This is a genomic window from Sphingopyxis sp. H073, from assembly GCF_001468395.1.
In the GTDB taxonomy this organism is placed as follows: Bacteria; Pseudomonadota; Alphaproteobacteria; order Sphingomonadales; family Sphingomonadaceae; genus Sphingopyxis.
The window spans coordinates 74,383-91,606 of sequence record NZ_LNSG01000003.1; the positions used below are offsets into that span (position 1 = coordinate 74,383).

15 protein-coding genes are annotated in these 17,224 nt (G+C 66.1%); 6 read left to right on the plus strand and 9 right to left on the minus strand.

The features are described 5' to 3' along the window. The first annotated feature begins 11 nt into the window (after nt 1-11). Nucleotides 12-1,184, plus strand: coding sequence for a carboxynorspermidine decarboxylase (locus tag ATE64_RS05920; RefSeq protein WP_058456423.1), 1,173 nt, complete (start codon nt 12-14; stop codon nt 1,182-1,184). On the opposite strand, the gene ATE64_RS05925 is transcribed toward ATE64_RS05920, so the two are convergent. Continuing rightward, nucleotides 1,165-2,835, minus strand: coding sequence for an FAD-dependent oxidoreductase (locus tag ATE64_RS05925; RefSeq protein ID WP_058456422.1), 1,671 nt, complete (start codon nt 2,833-2,835; stop codon nt 1,165-1,167). The two genes, ATE64_RS05920 and ATE64_RS05925, sit on opposite strands and share 20 nt — an antisense overlap. A gap of 252 nt (nt 2,836-3,087) precedes the next feature. On the opposite strand from ATE64_RS05925, the gene ATE64_RS05930 reads away from it, so the two are divergent. The 4 genes from ATE64_RS05930 (at nt 3,088) to ATE64_RS05945 (ending at nt 6,532) form a co-directional block, all read left to right on the plus strand. Beyond that, nucleotides 3,088-4,281, plus strand: a complete 1,194-nt coding sequence (locus tag ATE64_RS05930; protein WP_058456421.1) for a type III PLP-dependent enzyme — start codon at nt 3,088-3,090, stop codon at nt 4,279-4,281. 131 nt (nt 4,282-4,412) lie between these two features. After that, nucleotides 4,413-5,570, plus strand: a complete 1,158-nt coding sequence (locus ATE64_RS05935) for a CoA transferase (RefSeq protein WP_058456420.1) — start codon at nt 4,413-4,415, stop codon at nt 5,568-5,570. A 64-nt stretch (nt 5,571-5,634) separates the two neighbouring features. Next, the gene (locus tag ATE64_RS05940) at nt 5,635-6,066 is read left to right on the plus strand and encodes an MAPEG family protein (RefSeq protein WP_058456419.1); all 432 of its coding nucleotides are present in this window, start codon (nt 5,635-5,637) and stop codon (nt 6,064-6,066) included. 13 nt (nt 6,067-6,079) lie between these two features. Then, on the plus strand, nt 6,080-6,532 hold the full coding sequence (locus ATE64_RS05945) for an MAPEG family protein (protein WP_058456418.1): 453 nt from the start codon (nt 6,080-6,082) through the stop codon (nt 6,530-6,532). Here the strand turns inward: ATE64_RS05945 and ATE64_RS05950 are convergent. The 8 genes from ATE64_RS05950 to ATE64_RS05985 form a co-directional block, all read right to left on the minus strand. Next, nucleotides 6,529-7,728 carry a class I SAM-dependent RNA methyltransferase gene (locus ATE64_RS05950; protein ID WP_058456417.1) on the minus strand — a complete coding sequence of 400 codons (1,200 nt, stop codon included), beginning with the start codon at nt 7,726-7,728 and terminating at the stop codon, nt 6,529-6,531. The two genes, ATE64_RS05945 and ATE64_RS05950, sit on opposite strands and share 4 nt — an antisense overlap. Before the next feature lies 1 nt (nt 7,729). Next, the gene (locus ATE64_RS05955; protein WP_058456416.1) at nt 7,730-9,082 is read right to left on the minus strand and encodes an NAD(P)H-hydrate epimerase; all 1,353 of its coding nucleotides are present in this window, start codon (nt 9,080-9,082) and stop codon (nt 7,730-7,732) included. 37 nt (nt 9,083-9,119) lie between these two features. After that, entirely contained in the window at nt 9,120-9,512 is a 393-nt protein-coding gene (locus tag ATE64_RS05960) for a hypothetical protein (protein ID WP_058456415.1), read from the minus strand. Further along, nucleotides 9,509-11,365 (minus strand): dihydroxy-acid dehydratase, encoded by a 1,857-nt coding sequence (gene ilvD / locus ATE64_RS05965; protein WP_058456414.1) that lies wholly within the window; start codon nt 11,363-11,365, stop codon nt 9,509-9,511. The genes ATE64_RS05960 and ilvD overlap by 4 nt, the downstream gene beginning before the upstream one ends. A 59-nt stretch (nt 11,366-11,424) precedes the next feature. After that, entirely contained in the window at nt 11,425-12,156 is a 732-nt protein-coding gene (locus ATE64_RS05970; RefSeq protein WP_058456413.1) for an N-formylglutamate amidohydrolase, read from the minus strand. Continuing rightward, nucleotides 12,153-13,004: a 4-(cytidine 5'-diphospho)-2-C-methyl-D-erythritol kinase gene (locus ATE64_RS05975; protein WP_058456412.1), complete on the minus strand. Its 852-nt coding sequence runs from the start codon at nt 13,002-13,004 to the stop codon at nt 12,153-12,155. Before ATE64_RS05975 ends, ATE64_RS05970 begins: the two co-directional genes overlap by 4 nt. Then, nucleotides 13,001-14,458, minus strand: a complete 1,458-nt coding sequence (locus tag ATE64_RS05980; protein ID WP_231729095.1) for a hypothetical protein — start codon at nt 14,456-14,458, stop codon at nt 13,001-13,003. The genes ATE64_RS05975 and ATE64_RS05980 overlap by 4 nt, the downstream gene beginning before the upstream one ends. A gap of 199 nt (nt 14,459-14,657) precedes the next feature. After that, the gene (locus ATE64_RS05985; protein ID WP_058456485.1) at nt 14,658-16,313 is read right to left on the minus strand and encodes an electron transfer flavoprotein-ubiquinone oxidoreductase; all 1,656 of its coding nucleotides are present in this window, start codon (nt 16,311-16,313) and stop codon (nt 14,658-14,660) included. Nucleotides 16,314-16,432: 119 nt separating this feature from the next. On the opposite strand from ATE64_RS05985, the gene ATE64_RS05990 reads away from it, so the two are divergent. After that, on the plus strand, nt 16,433-17,218 hold the full coding sequence (locus ATE64_RS05990; protein ID WP_058456410.1) for a uracil-DNA glycosylase family protein: 786 nt from the start codon (nt 16,433-16,435) through the stop codon (nt 17,216-17,218). Nucleotides 17,219-17,224 lie beyond the last annotated feature (6 nt).

Here is a 17,224-nt window from a genome sequence, read left to right on the forward strand (position 1 = left end):
AGAGGCGCGCCATGGAAACCAGAGCCGGCGATCCCGGGGCCTTTGCCCATTTCGACCTGACCCGCGTCCCCTCGCCCGCTTTTGTGGTCGATGCTGCGAAAGTGCGCGCGAACCTTACCGTGCTGCGTCATATCGGCGACCAGTCGGGCGCGCGCGTACTCGCGGCGCTCAAGGCCTTTTCGATGTGGTCGCTGGGATCGACCGTCACCGACTATCTCGACGGCGTCTGTGCGTCAGGGCTCTACGAGGCCAAGCTGGGACGTGAAGCATATGGCGGGGAGGTCGCGACCTATTGCGCCGGCTACAAGGAAGCCGACCTCCCCGAAATCGCCCGCCTGTCGGATCATCTGATCTTCAATTCGCCCGGCCAGATCGCGCGCTTTCGTCCGCTGCTCGACGAGCTGCGCGCGAAAGGCGAGCGCTTCGACATCGGCCTGCGCATCAACCCGATGCACAGCGAGGGAGAGGTCGCGAAATACGACCCGGCCGCGCCGTGCAGCCGCCTCGGCTTCCCGGTCACCCAATTGCTCCCGGAGCATATGGCGGGCGTCGACGGCATCCATATGCACAGCCTCTGCGAACAGGATTTCCCGCCGCTTCAGCGCACTTGGGCGGCGGTGCAGCCAATGCTGCGCCCCTTCTTCGGCCAGCTCAAATGGATCAATTTCGGCGGCGGCCACCATGTTACCCGCGCCGACTACCAGACGGACGAGCTGATTGCATTCCTGAAGCAGGTTCGCGCCGCGACGAATTGCGACGTGATGATCGAACCCGGCGAAGCGGTCGCACTCGACGCGGGCATCCTCGTCGGCGAAGTGCTCGACCTGTTCGATAACGGTATGCCGGTCGGCATTACCGACATCAGCGCGACCTGCCACATGCCCGACGTGATCGAAGCCCCCTATCGCCCCGCGATGCTGGGGGAGAGACCGGATGGAATGCCGACGCGCCTTGGCGGCCCGTCCTGCCTCGCCGGCGACGTCATCGGCGACTATCGTCTGCCCGGCGACGCGCATATCGGCCAGCGCTTCGCCTTCCTCGATCAGGCGCATTATTCGATGGTGAAGACCAACACCTTCAATGGCGTGCCGCTGCCATCGATCTGGCTGTGGGACAGCGAGAGTGACGACCTCAAGCTGGTCCGCGAGTTCGGCTACGAGGATTTCAAGACGCGCCTGAGCTGACGTCGGCAATCACCTCCGCAAGCGCCTGGTGGATATCGCTCACCACGACCGATCCTTCGCCGACCGACGAAGCAACGCGCTTCACCGATCCCTTGCGCACGTCGCCTACCGCATAAATGCGCGGCCAACTCGTCTCGAAGCGGCTCGGCATCCGGTCGAGCGACCAGCCTGCGCGTACGAGTTCGAGCGGAGCGATATCCGTGCCGGTCTTCACGAAGCCCTTTTCGTCGCAGACCATTTCCTTCGGCAACCACCCTGTGTTCGGGTTCGCGCCGAGGAAGAGGAACAGGAATTTGCAGTCGCAAAGATCCTCCGCGCCGGTCTCACGGCAGCGATAGGTCAGCCCGTCGAGCTGCCCCTCGCCGCGCAGTGCCACGACATCGGTCGATCCGATGATCTCGATATTCGGATGTTCCTCTAGTCGCTTGACCAGATATTCGGACATCGTCTCGCGCAGGCTCTTACGCCGGAAGATGACATAGACCTTCTTCGCGACGCCCGCGAGATAGATCGCCCCCTGCCCCGCCGAATTGCCCGACCCGACGACCGTCACTTCGGCGTTGCTGCACAGCTGCGCCTCCATCGGCGTCGCGCCATAATAGATGCCGCGACCCTCATAATTCTCGATCCCCTCGATCGGCAGGCGCTGATATTGCGCCCCGCTCGACACCACGACCGCGCGGCTACGCAGCTTGCGCCCGTCGGCGAGATGCAGGCAATAGGCATCGCCGTCGCGCCCGATCGATGCCGCACGCACCGGCGACACCAGCCGCGCGCCGAACTTCTGCGCCTGCACCGTCGCGCGGCGTGCGAGCTCGTTGCCCGAAATGCCGGTCGGAAAACCGAGATAATTTTCGATCTTCGAGGACGTCCCCGCCTGTCCGCCCGGCGCAAGCGCGTCGATGGCGATCACGGTCAGCCCTTCGGATGCGGCATAGACCGCCGCGGCGAGCCCGCCTGGCCCGCTGCCGACGACAAGCACGTCCGCGGTCGACCCGTCGGGGAGCAGGTCGAGCCCCAGTGCCTGCGCCAACTGTTCGGGCGTCGGCTGGATCAGCACTTCGGCGGCGCCCAGAATCGCCACCGGCAGTTGATCCTCGGTCAGCCCGCGCTCGGCGAGCAGATGCCCGGCGACGGGACCGTCGGCGGGGTCGAACCAGCGATGCGCGACGCCATGCTTCATCAGCAGGTCGCGCATTGCATAGACACTGCGATCCATCGCCGCGCCGATGATGATGGTGACCGCAAAGCCGCGATGCTTGCTGAACTCGCGCCGCGCCGAAAGCACGCGGACAAAAATGTCCGAATAATGCGAATTGCCGGCGATCAGCCGCTGGAAATCGGCGTGCGCGATGCGGATGATCTCGCCATCCGCCCCCATCTCGACACGCGACAAATGGCGCTGTCCGGTCAAGACCGACAGGTCGCCCGCGAACTGCCCGTGCTCCATCCACCCGACGCGCTTGCGCCCCTCGTCGGTAGAGGCAAAGATATCCGTGTGACCCGACAGGGTGATGATGCAATCGGGCGCCATCGCGCCCTCCTCGACCAGCACGTCGCCCGCCGTGTGCGACTCAACCGTCCCGAACGCCTTGAGTTCGTCGAGCTCCGCGTCGGTGAAATTGTGATTGACGTCGGCGCGGGAGGTCATGCGGGTCGGTCCTTTCGGCTATCATTGGCAAACAGGTCTAGCGCACGCACACGCTTTTGTCTTGTTTTCAGCCCTTCGGCGCAGCCCTGCCCCGTTTCAGCGCGAGTGTTACCGTGGCGTTACAAAATTGCGCGATAGGGTCTTTACAGGGGGGACCCCCCTGCATATATCGCGCTCCGCTGCCCCAGGGGGACTTCCAATAACCGCAAGGCAGCCTTGGATGTTTAACGTTATTTTTGGGGGTCCCTTGAGTTGCACCAGCATCATAGCGCCCACGGGCTGATTCAGGCACTTTCGCCGGTCGAACCTGTAACGCTTGTCCGCCCGCATGCCGCGGCGCGCGCAGCGCGTTTCTTCATCGAGCGATTTCCCGGCACGACCATGTACGCGGTCAAGGCGAATCCCTCGCCCGACCTCTTGCGCGTGCTGTGGGATTCGGGCGTCACGCATTATGACGTCGCGTCGATCGCCGAGGTCCGCCTCGTCGCGCGCACGCTGCCGAAGGCAACACTCTGTTTCATGCATCCGGTGAAGGCCGAGGAAGCGATTTCCGAAGCCTATTGGAAGCATGGCGTGCGCACCTTCTCGCTCGACACGATGGACGAGCTCGAAAAGATCGTCCGTGCGACCGAGGGCGCGCAGGATCTGAACCTGCTCGTGCGCCTGCGCGTCTCGTCCGACCATTCGAAGCTCAGCCTCGCCGCAAAGTTCGGCGCCGAGCCCGAGGATGTTGCCGAACTGCTGATGGCGACCCGTCAGGCGGCCGACGCCCTCGGCATCTGCTTCCATGTGGGCAGTCAGGCGATGACGCCGCACGCCTACGCCCAGGCGATGGAGCGCGTCCGCGCCGCGATCGTGGCGGCTGCAGTCACCGTCGACATCGTCGATGTCGGCGGCGGCTTCCCCTCGACCTATCCGGGCATGGAACCGCCGCCGCTCGGCGCCTATTTCGAGACGATCCATCGCAGCTTCGAAAGCCTGCCGATCAGCTATTCGGCCGAACTCTGGTGCGAGCCGGGCCGTGCGCTGTCGGCCGAGTATAGCTCGTTGATCGTCCGCGTCGAAAAGCGGCGCGGTGACGAGCTCTACATCAACGACGGTGCTTACGGGGCGCTGTTCGACGCCGCGCATGTCGGCTGGCGCTTCCCGGTTACGTTGCTGCGCGAGCCCGAGAGCAATGCGGAAATGGCCGCGTTCAGCTTCTACGGTCCGACGTGCGACGACCTCGACCATATGGCGGGGCCCTTCTTCCTGCCGGCGGATGTCAAGGCTGGCGATTTCATCGAGATCGGCATGCTCGGCGCCTATGGCTGCGCGATGCGCACCAGGTTCAACGGCTTCGGCGCGGAGGAAATCCACGTCGTCAGCGACGAGCCGATGGCGAGCCTCTACACCGGCGAAGCCGAACCCGAACGCCGCAGTGCGACGGTGACGAAGCTTTTCTGAACGAAGTAGAATAATCGAGCCAGAGGCCGGTGCAGCGATGCGCCGGCCTTTTTCTTCGCGCGCAATTGCCTTTTCCGTTTTCTTCCGCAACGATTCTATCGTGGCGCAAAAAGGAGAGGTACACCCACCGCATGACCATGCTCGCCGGTATCCGCATCGTCGACCTGACCACGGTCATTTTCGGCCCCTATGCGACGCAGATGCTCGCCGATCTCGGCGCCGAGATCATCAAGGTCGAAGCCCCCGGCATCGGCGACATCTCGCGCTATCTCGGCTCGGGTGTTCCCGATCCGACGATGGGCTCGACGCACCTCACCGTGAACCGCGGCAAACGTTCGATCGCGCTCGATCTCAAAAACCCCGACGATGCCACGGTACTCCGCGACCTGATCGCGACCGCCGACGTCTTCTTCCACAATGTGCGCGGCAAGGCGATCGCGCGGCTCGGCTTCGATTACGAAGGCTGCAAGGCGATCAAGCCTGACATCATCTATGTCCACGGCACCGGCTTCGGACAGGATGGCCCCTACGCCGATCTTCAGGCTTATGACGACGTCATCCAGGCGGCGACGGGTACCACCAGTCTGCTGCCCCGCGTCGACGGCGATCCGCGCCCGCGCTACCTGCCCTCGCTGATCGCAGACAAGATTGCCGGCCAGTTCGGCGCGCAGGCGATCCTCGCCGCGCTCGTGCACAAACTGCGTACCGGCGAGGGGCAAAGCGTCGAAGTGCCGATGTTCGAATGCTTCGCGGCCTTCATGCTCACCGAACATCTGCGCGACGCCACGCTCGACCCGCCAATAGGCCCCGCGGGCTATCCGCGTCAGCTCGATCCGACGCGCCAGCCCTTCCCGACCGCCGACGGCTATATCGCGGTCGTTCCCTACACGCCCGAATCCACGGCGCGGCTGATGCGTCTGCTCGGCAGCGAAACTTTGCTCGGTTCTGCCGAATTCGAGGCAGCGAAGGCCAAGGGCAAGCATATGCAGCTGGTCTATCGCGAGATCGCGCGGAAGACGCCAACGAACACCACCGCCGAATGGCTCGATCTCTTCGCCGCAAACGACATTCCCGCCATGTCGGTCCGCGATCTGCAAGATATCAAGGAGGACCCGCATCTGGTTGCCACCCGCTTCTTCCGCCGCCGCGAGCATCCGCAGGTCGGCGGTTTCTGGGAAATGCAGCCGCCGGTCAGATATAGCGCCGCCCCGCCCCGCGACCTCGCCTTTGCGCCCACGGTCGGCGGCGACGGCGACGCGATCCGGGCGGAGATCGCCGACCGCCGGTAAACTTCGGCCGTTGCATTGTCGGCCGGGCGCCTTAGCATGGCGGCAAATCATAAGGGGGAGCCATATGTCGGATAGTTTGCTCGCACCCGGTGCGGTGCTCGCGCTGTGGACGATCGTCATGCTGACCTGGGCCGGCGTGACGCGCTTTCAGGCCTTTTCCAAGATCGGCATCGACATCAAGGCGGCACCGCCGGGCGGCCGCGGCGTCGATCTGGAGGGCGTGCTGCCGCCGGAAACCAACTGGAAATCGCACAATTACACACATCTTTGCGAACAGCCGACGATCTTTTACGCGGTCCTCGTCTTTCTGCAGCTGTCGGGCGGCAACACCGAGCTGACGCGCGGCCTCGCCTGGGCCTATGTCATACTGCGCATCGTCCACAGCCTGTGGCAGTCGACGGTGAACCGTATTCCGGTGCGCTTCGCCATCTTTTCAGTGGCAACGCTATGCCTGCTGGCGCTGTCGTTGCTCGCGGTGATCGCGACTTTGGGTTGAGGGGGAGACGATAATGGGAACGAATGCAATTTTAGGGCCGGTCGCGACGCTCGCGCTCTGGTCGATGGTCATGTGGATCTGGATGTATGCGACGCGCATCCCCGCTATGCAGCGTGCCAAGATCGATGCCAAGAATCTTGTCGGCACCACCGGCCGCGGCCTCGACGAAGTGCTGCCCGCCGAAGTGCAGTGGAAGGCCCACAATTATAACCATCTGATGGAACAGCCGACGGTCTTCTATGCCGTTGCGCTGGCATTGGCGGTCGGCGGCATGGGCGGCGGGCTCAACGCGCAGCTTGCCTGGGCCTATGTGGGCCTGCGCATCCTGCACAGCCTGATCCAGGCGACGGTCAACCGCGTCATGTGGCGCTTCGGCGTGTTCGCGCTCGCGAGCCTCGCGCTGATCGCGCTATGCGTCCATGCGTTCATGGGCTTCGTGCTCCACTCGGGAATGCTCGCCCACTAGCGTCTGAATCGCGCGGCCAGTTCCACATGGGTCGACCAACGGAACTGGCCGACGGGCTGCGCCCAGTCGAGGCGATAGCCGCCTGCGACGAGCAACCTGGCATCGCGCGCGAAGCTGGCGGGGTTGCAACTGACATAAGCAATGGCCGGCACAGTTGAGGCCGCAATCTGTTTCACCTGTTCCTCGGCGCCCGCGCGTGGCGGATCGAGGATCACCGCGCCGAACCGATTGAGCTCGGCGGGAACGAGCGGGCGGCGGAACAGGTCGCGATGCTCGGTCGCGACCAGCGCCCGCGCGCGGTTCGCAGCGCCGGTCAGCGCCGCGATCGCATCGCGCGCGCCCTCGGCGGCATAGACTTTCCGCCCCGCCTGCACCGACAGTGCGAAGGTTCCGACCCCAGCGAACAGGTCGGCCACCGCCGCCGCATCGCCGATCGCGCGCCGCACTGCGTCGACCAGCGCGGCCTGCCCCGTCGCGGTCGCCTGCAGGAAGGCGAAGGGTGGCACTTCGACCGGTATGTCGCCAAAGCGCACCGTCGGCGGCTCGGGTTGCCAGACCGTCTCCAGCCCGTCGCCCTGATCGATCGCCAGCCGCGCCAGCCGATGCTCTCCGGCGAAATCCTGCAGCGCCATCGCCGCGTCCAGCCCGTCGGCCTTTACGCCCTCGATGATGATTTCAGCGCCTTGGTCGAGCATCTGCAACTTGACCTTCACCGGGCGGCGCTGGGGCGCGATCGCGTCGAGAAGGGTGCGGACCGGCGCGACGAGCGCGAACAACTCGGGCAGCAGCAGCGGGCACATGCGCATGTCGACGATCTGGTTGCTCTGCGCGGCGTTGAAACCGAGCGCGACCTGCTTGCCGATCTTGAGTGCGGTCAGCGCCGCGCGCCGCCGACTCGCAGGCGGCGAGATCAACGCCGGCAGTATGTCGCCCGCCTCGACCTGCTGCCCTTCCAGAGCGCCGACGACGCGGTCACGCACGAAATCGGCGAGCGCCCCCTCGGCGACATGCTGCAACTGGCAGCCGCCGCACTTTCCGAAATGGCGGCACACCGGTTCGGCGCGGTTCGGACCGGGCACCAGCGTCCCGTCGGCAGCAAGCCGGTCGCCCGGCACGCCGCCCGCCATATGGCGCCCGTCGGCAGTCACGCCATCGCCGCGCGCGGCAATGCGCTCGATCAGCCTACTGTCTGTCATTCTATTCCCTAACCAGATCGTCGGCGACAAGGCCGGGGCCTATATGCGCCGCGCGCGCAATATGCCAGCCCACCGCCGCGATGGCCGCGTCGAAGGGGTCGCCGCCGCGCGCCAGCATCGCCCCGCAGGCGCCCGCCAGCACGTCCCCGGTGCCCGCTGTCGCTAGCCACGGACTGCCCGGCCATGCCGCGACAACGCGGCCGTCGGGCGCGGCGATGACGGTATCGGCGCCCTTGTAGATGACGACCGATTCCGTTTCCCTGGCGGCGACCAACGCTCGCTCGATCTTGCTCCCCTCTGCGCCCGGAAACGCGCGCACAAACTCGCCCTCATGCGGCGTCAGAATAGCCGTCACCCCACCCCCGCGCAGGCGCGGCAGCGCGGCATCGATCGCCGCCGCGTCGAGTACCAGCGGCCTGCCGCTGTCGATCGCGGACGCGACATCGCGATCGAGCGCCACGCCCGCCGGATAGCCCGGACCGATGACCACGGCCCCGACGCGTTTGTCGGCCAGCCGCTCTCGATAATCGGCGCCATCCTCGACGATGATCGCGGACAGCGGCGCTGTATCCGCTCCGCTCAACACCGCATAACCCGCCCCGGCGCGCAGGCCTGCAGCGGCAGCGAGCGCAGCGGCGCCCGGCATCGACCCCGCGCGAACGAGCATCATCCCGCGATTGAACTTATGCGACGTAACGCCGGGTGCCGACCCGCGCGGGCGCGGCAGGCTGCGGATCGTCGCGTCGCACGCGATCCCGATCCCGGCGAGCACGACGCGTCCACAATGCTGCGCAGCGGGCAACAGGACGTGCGCGGGCTTCAGCGCACCCAGCGCTACCGTCACATGCGCGGGAAGCGGCGGCACCCAATCATGCTTGCCATCGGCATCGACCCCGCTCGGCACATCGACCGCGATCACGCGGCGAAAAGCCAGCGCCTGAAGCTGCCCGGTCAGGTCGGCCGCCAGCGGCCGCGTCAACCCGACGCCGAACAGGGCATCGACCACCACGGGCACTGCGGCAAGATTCTCGTCGATCGGCTCGACCGCCCCCGCCCACTTTGCCCGCGCCGCCTTCGCGAGATCGGTGGTCGGCGGCGCCAGTGCGGCGACGCGCACATTCGCCCCGCGCTCACTGAGCAATCGCGCCGCGACATAGCCGTCGCCGCCATTGTTGCCGGGGCCGCACAGGATCAGCACCGGCGCCCCCGCCGCCATCCGCCACGCGGTATCGGCCACCGCAGCACCCGCACGGTCCATCAGCTCGGAAAGCGAGGTGCCCGACGCGGCACACGCCGCTTCGGCGTCACGCATCGCTCTGCTGGTCAGGATCGGGGCGTCGGCGGGAACGGACATAGGCCCCGACCCTAGCACGCCCGAACCAAAAGTCGCGTTACTTCGGCCCCTTCGTGTTCGCAGGCAGGCGATAACGGTCGCCGCCGACCGCGACCTCGATGACCCCGTCGCCGATGATCGTGACCTTGGCGGGCTCCGACCCGTCGGCCGCTATCACGCCGCGCCCGTCGGTCGCGATCTGCAGCCGGCGGTATCCCACGTCGGGCTTGCCCATGACCAGGATCGTCGCGTCGGCGCCGCTCATCTCGTCGATGGTACAGGTGCGGTCGAATGCCTTCGCCCCTTCGAGCGCGCATTCGATGCGCCCATCCTTCAGGGCTTCATTCGACCCGTGCGCCTCGGCTTCGGCCAGCGCGCCATTGTCGGGCGCACCGTTGCAGCCCGATGCCAGCAGCAATGCGCAGGCCGGACCGAAGAGTCGCCCGATCATTTGCGCCGAAGCTGCGACAAATCGCGCACCGCGCCGCGCGCCGCACTTGTCGTCATCGCGGCATAAGCCTCCAGCGCGACCGAAATCTTGCGCGGGCGCGGCTTCGCCGGCTGCCAGCCGGCCTCGCCTTTCGCATCCATCACGGCGCGGCGTTCGGCCAGCACGCTGTCGCCTACCATCAGGTTGATCGTGCGCGCGGGAATGTCGATCTCGATCATGTCGCCATTCTCGACCAGCCCGATCGCGCCGCCCTCGGCCGCCTCGGGCGAGACATGGCCGATCGACAGGCCCGACGTGCCGCCCGAGAAGCGCCCGTCGGTGATCAGCGCGCAGGCCGCACCGAGCCCCTTCGATTTGAGGTAGCTCGTCGGATACAGCATTTCCTGCATCCCCGGCCCGCCCTTCGGCCCTTCGTAGCGGATGACGACGACGTCGCCGGCCTCGACCTGTCCGGTCAGGATGCCGGCCACCGCGGCGTCCTGGCTCTCATAGACTTTCGCCGGACCCGAAAATTTCAGGATGCTCTCATCCACGCCTGCGGTCTTCACGATGCAGCCGTCGAGCGCGATATTGCCCGACAGCACCGCAAGCCCGCCATCCTTGCTGAACGCATGATCCGCCGAACGGATCACGCCGCCCTCGCGATCCAGATCGAGCGAGTCCCAGCGCCGGTCCTGGCTGAACGCGGTCTGCGTCGGCACGCCGCCAGGCGCCGCGAGGAAGAATTTCTGCACGTCGGGATCGTTCGTCCGCGCGATATCCCATTTGCTCAGCGCATCGCCTAGCGTCGCGCTGTGCACCGTCGGCAAATGCGCGTGGAGCAACCCCGCGCGATCGAGTTCGCCGAGAATCGCCATAATCCCGCCCGCGCGGTGGACATCCTCCATATGCACGTCGCTTTTCGCGGGCGCGACCTTCGACAGGCACGGTACGCGGCGCGACAGGCGGTCGATATCTTTCATTGTGAAATCGACCCCTGCCTCGTGCGCGGCGGCGAGCAGGTGGAGCACCGTGTTCGTCGAACCGCCCATCGCGATGTCGAGGCTCATCGCATTCTCGAACGCCTCGAAGCTCGCGATCCTGCGCGGCAGGACGGCCTCGTCATCCTCTTCATAATAGCGGCGGCACATTTCGACGACGATCCGCCCCGCGCGCAGGAACAGCTCCTTGCGGTCGGCATGTGTTGCCAGCGTCGAACCATTGCCCGGCAGCGAAAGCCCCAATGCTTCGGTCAGGCAGTTCATCGAGTTCGCGGTGAACATCCCCGAGCAGCTGCCACACGTCGGGCACGCCGAACGCTCGATCGCCTGCACTTCCTCGTCGGTGTATTTTTCATCCGCGGCGGCGACCATTGCGTCGACGAGGTCCAGCGCGACCTCCTTGCCCTTCAGCACCACCTTGCCCGCCTCCATCGGTCCCCCCGAGACGAACACCACCGGGATGTTGATCCTGAGGGCCGCCATCAGCATCCCTGGCGTGATCTTGTCGCAGTTGGAGATGCACACCATCGCGTCGGCGCAATGCGCGTTGACCATATATTCGACGCTATCGGCGATCAGGTCGCGGCTCGGCAGCGAATAGAGCATCCCGTCATGCCCCATGGCGATGCCGTCATCCACCGCGATCGTGTTGAATTCCTTGGCGACACCCCCAGCGGCCTCGATCTCGCGCGCGACCATCTGGCCGAGGTCTTTGAGATGCACATGGCCGGGCACGAACTGGGTAAAGCTGTTCACCACGGCGATGATCGGCTTGCCGAAGTCGCTGTCCTTCATCCCCGTCGCGCGCCAAAGCCCGCGTGCGCCCGCCATGTTGCGGCCGTGGGTGGTGGTTCGCGAACGATAAGAAGGCATCTTGGAACTTTCTGATAATTTTATTTCAAATATTCGTGGAGAAAGGCGCCATTACACGCCTATTTGGCGACATACAATGCCACTTTCTTGCACATGCGTCCCAATCGTTCGGCGAACCGCGCCTGACCCGCCGCATCGCGCACCAGATCCTGTCGCATCTCGATTCCCACATAAGGAATATCGTTTGCCTCGGCGTGCCGGTTCATCGTCGCGTTGAGCAGCTTGCCCGAATAGGGAAGCTGGTCGCCGACAGTCAGCCCCTCCTCGGTCAAGGCGGCGATCGCCGGACCCGCTAGCCGGTCGTCCTGATTGTAGAGAACACCGACGTGCCACGGGCGCGCGTGCGCCGGATCGCTCGCCAGCGCCGGCGTAAAGCTGTGCAGCGACAGGATCATCGCCGGACGATGCGCCGCGATCGTCGCCGCGATATGCGCATGATACGGCCGGAAGAAGCGCGCCAGCCGCGCCTCACGCCCCGCATGGTCGAGCGCATTGCCGGGAATGGCATGGCCATCGCTCGCAATCGGAACGGCGCCGGGTACATCCTCGTCACGATTGCAGTCGACGACCAGCCGCGACACGCCGCCGAGGATCGCCGTATCGACAACGCTCGCCTCGACGAGCAGCGCCGCCACTTCGGCAACGCCGAGATCGATCGCGATATGCTCGCGCAGCAACGCGCGATCGATGCCGAGATCGATATCCGGCGGCACATTCGCCGACGCATGGTCGCCGATCAACAGGATACCGCCGGCACGCGGCGTCCCGAGCTGACGCCACGCCTCGCTCATCGCAGCGTCCCTGCCATCTGCCACCAATGCGGATGGCTCTCCGCGAGCCGCACCGCTGCGGCATCGCGCTCCGCAGGCGCGTCGAACAGCGCAAAACAGGTCGCGCCCGATCCCGACATGCGCGCCAGCCACGGCCTGAGCGCGCCAAGCTCGGTCAGCACATCGATAATCGCCGGGCATTGCGCGATCGCCGCGCGCTGCAAATCATTGCGCGCCGCGAACAGCTGCGCGCGCATGTCGGCGCCGGTGAACAGCGGACCACGATCGACCCCGTCCCATGCCGCGAACACCGGCCCCGTCGATACCGGCTGACGCGGATTGACGAGCAGCACGGGGGTGCCGGTCAGGGCCAGCTCGGGGACCGGGCTCAATTCCTCGCCGACCCCGACGCCAAGGCATGTCGTGCTGGCGATGCAGGCGGCAATATCGGCGCCGAGCGGGCTCACCAGCCGCGCCAGCGTCGCGTCGCCCAGTTCGGGCAGGAAATGTCGCCGCACGAGCCGCGCCATCGCCGCCGCATCCGCCGACCCGCCGCCGATCCCCGCCGCGACGGGGAGCCTTTTGGTCAACGTCAACGCCAGCGGCGGCACGCGATCGCGTCCATAGCGCTCGCGAAGCAGCGCCAGCACGCGCAGCACCAGATTGTCGGGACCATTGCCTAGCCCCTCGGCAAACTCTCCGTCGATCGACAGACTGTCAGAGGAAGCCGGCGCCGCGGCGATCGTGTCGCCATGATCGACAAAGGCGAACAGCGTTTCGATCAGGTGATAGCCGTCGCTCCGCCGCGCGCGCACGTGGAGCGCGAGGTTGATCTTCGCCCAGCCGCTTTCCTGCATGTCGGCCATCATGGCGCCGTGGTGGCGGCGCTCAGCCCGTCGCGCAGCTTCGCCTCGATCCGCGCCGCCATGTCGGCCTCGGCCAACAGCGCGGCTGCGCGCCACGTATAGCGCGCCTGGAACCGACGCCCCGCCTGCCAATAGGCATCGCCCAGATGCTCGACGATCACGGCATTGCCCGGTTCGCCGCGCTGCGCGAGTTCGAGCAAAGGCACCGCATCGTCGATGCGGCCGGTCAGGAAATAGGCCCAGCCGAGCGAGTCGGTGATGCTCGCGCTTTGCGGTTCGGCTTTCCACGCCGCCTCGATCCGCGCGAGCGACTGTTTTACGTTCTTGCGGCGCTCGAGCGCCGAATAGCCCGCGAAATTCAGGATCGTTGCATCGCCGGGGCGCAGGTTGACCGCCTTTTCCATCAGTGGCGCCGCGCCATCCCAATCCCCGGCCTGCAACTTCAACTCGGCGCGAGCGATCAGCAGAGAGCCACGCAGCGGTGCGTCGTCCGCGACATCTCCCAGCGTCGCTTCCAGACCCAAATAGGCGCGTTCCGCGGCAGCGGGATCGTTCGCACGGCGCGCGATGTCGGCAAAGCGGATAAGCAGGCTGCGCGCCGCCGGCTCGGTACGCGCGGCAGCGTCGGCGAGCTTTACCGCGCTCGCCATATCGCCCGCCTCGGCCAGCAGTTCGGCATGACGCATCTGCAGCGCCGCGGGCTGCGCGGTCCGGCTGTCGGCCAGCAGCGCCATCGCATCGCGCTCCTGCCCGTTGCGGTCGAGTGCCTCGACGAGCGCCGAGCGTACCGTCCAATCCTGATCGCCCAGCCAATAAGCGGACCGCGCGAACAACAGCGGCAGTTTCGGACTGCCATTTGGGGTCCGCGCCAGTCCGTCGGCAAGCAGCCCGAGCCAGTGCGCCGCACCGCCGCGCGCCGTCGTCACCGGCTGGCCCGACAGCAGCAGCAACGGGTCTTCGCGCCCGCCCGCCGCCATCGCGGTCCGCCCGCGCAGCGCCTTCGCGGCGTCGGCCTGCCCCGCAGCATCGAGCGTCGCCGCCAGCCGCAGCGCGACGAGTTGGCTCGTGCGATCGCTCAGCACCGTGTCCGCCGCCAGCTTGGCCCCTTCGGTGGGCTGTTTCGCCGCGACCCTGACCAGCGCCGCTTCGAGCGCCAGCGTCGGTTCGAGCCGCCCGCGCGCCAGCGCCGCTATCAGGTGCCGCTCGGGTGCCTTCTCGCGCGCGCCGACGTCGATCCAGCTGTTCAGCGCCGGCGTCACCAGATTGGCGATCGCATCGCCGCCGGTCTTGTCGGGCCGCCCCCCCAGAAAGGCGCGCGCGCGCTTCCAGTCGGCCCGTTTCATCGCGTCGACGACGAGCACAAGCTGCGCGTCGAAGCGGCGCTCGCCGCTTGCCCAGAGCTGCGCAGCGGCGCCGCGCGCCGCGACCAGGTCGCCCGCCTGGATCGCCTGTTCCAAAATCCGCCCGCGAAGCCCCGGTAGATCGGGGGCCGCGCTGGCGGCGCTGGTCAGGGCCGACAGCGCCGCGGCGGGATCGCCCGCATCCTCGGCCAGCCGCGCCCGTACCAGCGCATTGACCGCCGCGCCGCCTTCGCTCGCGGCTTCGGCCGGAACGGCCGCCGCAAGAAAGCCGACCGCCAGGAGCCAGCAAGCGGACTTACATGTTCGGGTAATTGGGGCCTCCGCCGCCTTCGGGAGTGACCCAGTTGATATTCTGGGTCGGATCCTTGATGTCGCACGTCTTGCAATGGACGCAATTCTGCGCGTTGATCACGAACTTCGGATCGCCCTCGTCCTGCCCGACGATCTCGTAAACGCCTGCAGGACAATAGCGCTGCGCCGGCTCGTCATACATCGGCAGATTATATTCGACCGGGATCGACGGATCCTTGAGCTGCAGGTGTACCGGCTGGTCCTCCTCATGATTGGTGTTCGACAGGAACACGGACGAGAGGCGGTCGAAGGTCAGCACGCCGTCGGGCTTCGGATAATCGGGCTTAGGCATCATATCGGCGCGGTAAAGCGTCGTATTGTCGGGATGATGCTTCATCGTGAAGGGGACGCGGATCCCCAGCGTTTCGAGCCACATCGTCATGCCTGACAGGATCGTGCCTGCAAGGTCGCCGAATTTCTCGACCAGCGGCAGCACGTTGCGGACAACGCTCAGTTCCTTCTTCACCCAGCTTTCGTCATAGGCCGCCTGATAGGCGTCGAGCGTGTCGGACCCGCGGCCCGCGCTTACCGCGGCGAATGCCGCTTCGGCCGCCATCATGCCCGACTTCATCGCGGTGTGCGTGCCCTTGATGCGCGGGACGTTGAGGAAGCCCGCGGTGTCGCCGATCAATGCGCCGCCCGGAAATGCCAGCTTCGGCACCGATTGCCAGCCGCCGTCGCTGATGGCGCGCGCGCCATAGGAGACGCGTTTGCCGCCCTTCAGGATCTTTGCGATCTCGGGATGCGTCTTCCACTTCTGCATCTCCTGAAAGGGGGAGATGTGCGGGTTGCGATAGTTGAGCCAGGTCACGAAACCCAGCGCGACCTGCCCGTTTGCCTGGTGATAAAGGAAACCGCCACCGTTGGCATGCGCGTCGAGCGGCCAGCCCTGCGTGTGGATGACGCGGCCCTGCGCATGATTCTCGGGCCTGATGTCCCAGAGTTCCTTGATCCCGATACCATAAACCTGCGGCTCGCACTCGGCGTCGAGCGCGAATTGCGGCTTGAGCATCTTCGTCAGGTGCCCGCGCACGCCCTCGGCAAAGAAAGTATATTTCGCATGGAGTTCGAGACCGGGCGCATAGTCGGGCTTGTGGCTGCCGTCGCGCGCGATCCCCATGTCGCCGGTCGCGACGCCTTTTACCGAGCCGTCCTCGTTATAGAGGATTTCGGCGGCCGCGAAGCCGGGGAAGATTTCGACGCCCAGCCCCTCGGCCTGCTCGGCGAGCCAGCGGCAGAGATTGCCCAGGCTACCCGTATAGGTCCCCTTGTTGTGCATGAATCCAGGGGTGATGAAGTGCGGAACGCCGAACTTCTTGTTCTTCGTGAGCACCCAATGCTGGTTGTCGTTCACCGGAACTTCGGCGAGCGGACATCCCTGCGTCCGCCAGTCGGGGAGCAATTCGTCGAGCGATTTCGGATCGATTACCGCACCCGACAGGATATGCGCACCAACTTCGGAACCTTTTTCGAGGACGCAAACCGACAGCTCGCTGCCCGCCTCGTTCGCCAGCTGCTTCAATCGGATCGCCGCCGAAAGCCCTGCAGGCCCCGCCCCGACGATCACGACGTCATAGGGCATCGATTCCCGTTCGCTCACCGCAATCACCTTTCTGCCGTCCCCGCGCCGATCATTCATCGTGTCCGGCGCTCATTCTGTCACGAAACGCGATGCCCGCCAATTGACGCGCCCGTCAACTGTCTGTTTGAAACAAATTCATGGGTGGGCGAAATTCAGCCTTGCTGGCCGAAAGCTATCATGACTGGTGGTCGCTGGCCGGGGTCGACGCGCTCGTCGGCGAAGTGCCGGCGGGCTGGCTCGACGTGCCTGCCGCGAATGACACCGCGGCAAAGTCCAGAATCGCACCGATTGCGGCGCCCGAGCCCGCCCCCCTCCCCGCTGCGCTCCAGCGTCAGGAGGCGCCCGCAGAGGCCGGAGCAAAGGGTCCGGTTGCGCTTCCCGGCGCGTGGGACGAGTTCCAGAGCTGGCTCGCGTCAAACCCCGATGTTCCTGGCAGCCAGTGGGACGCGCGCCGCGTGCTGCCCGTCGGCAACGCCGGGGCGCCATTGATGCTCCTTACGGCGTGGCCCGAAATCGACGACCAGCGGGACGGAGCGCTCTTCACCGGTCCCGCCGGCCAATTGCTCGATGCCATGCTCGGCGCGGTCGGCGCGACGCGCGGCGACTGCTATCTCGCCAGCCTCGCGATTACCCGGCCACCGGGCGGCCGCATCGACGAGCGCGACGCCGCCGAACTCGACCGGCTGCTGTGGCATCATCTGCGCCTCGCGAGGCCTGGCCGCCTTCTGCTCATCGGCAGCGACATCGTCCGGATGGCGGCGAAACTCCAGCTCGCCGACGCGCGCGGAAAGTTACTCGATATTAACCAAGATGGCGGCAAATTGGAGGTCGTGGCAGTCGCGCATCCCGCGATGCTGCTTGCCCGGCCCGCCCAGAAGGCGGCCGCCTGGGACAGCCTGAAACTGTTCAACCGGGGACGTTGACAGATG

What these genes read in the sequence shown, in the direction of transcription:
- ATE64_RS05920 (WP_058456423.1), top strand. Translation starts at nt 12, where the DNA reads ATGGAAACCAGAGCCGGCGATCCCGGGGCCTTTGCCCATTTCGACCTG.
- ATE64_RS05925 (WP_058456422.1), bottom strand. Translation starts at nt 2,835, where the DNA reads ATGACCTCCCGCGCCGACGTCAATCACAATTTCACCGACGCGGAGCTC.
- ATE64_RS05935 (WP_058456420.1), top strand. Translation starts at nt 4,413, where the DNA reads ATGACCATGCTCGCCGGTATCCGCATCGTCGACCTGACCACGGTCATT.
- ATE64_RS05940 (WP_058456419.1), top strand. Translation starts at nt 5,635, where the DNA reads ATGTCGGATAGTTTGCTCGCACCCGGTGCGGTGCTCGCGCTGTGGACG.
- ATE64_RS05945 (WP_058456418.1), top strand. Translation starts at nt 6,080, where the DNA reads ATGGGAACGAATGCAATTTTAGGGCCGGTCGCGACGCTCGCGCTCTGG.
- ATE64_RS05950 (WP_058456417.1), bottom strand. Translation starts at nt 7,728, where the DNA reads ATGACAGACAGTAGGCTGATCGAGCGCATTGCCGCGCGCGGCGATGGC.
- ATE64_RS05955 (WP_058456416.1), bottom strand. Translation starts at nt 9,082, where the DNA reads ATGTCCGTTCCCGCCGACGCCCCGATCCTGACCAGCAGAGCGATGCGT.
- ATE64_RS05960 (WP_058456415.1), bottom strand. Translation starts at nt 9,512, where the DNA reads ATGATCGGGCGACTCTTCGGTCCGGCCTGCGCATTGCTGCTGGCATCG.
- ilvD (WP_058456414.1), bottom strand. Translation starts at nt 11,365, where the DNA reads ATGCCTTCTTATCGTTCGCGAACCACCACCCACGGCCGCAACATGGCG.
- ATE64_RS05970 (WP_058456413.1), bottom strand. Translation starts at nt 12,156, where the DNA reads ATGAGCGAGGCGTGGCGTCAGCTCGGGACGCCGCGTGCCGGCGGTATC.
- ATE64_RS05975 (WP_058456412.1), bottom strand. Translation starts at nt 13,004, where the DNA reads ATGATGGCCGACATGCAGGAAAGCGGCTGGGCGAAGATCAACCTCGCG.
- ATE64_RS05990 (WP_058456410.1), top strand. Translation starts at nt 16,433, where the DNA reads ATGGGTGGGCGAAATTCAGCCTTGCTGGCCGAAAGCTATCATGACTGG.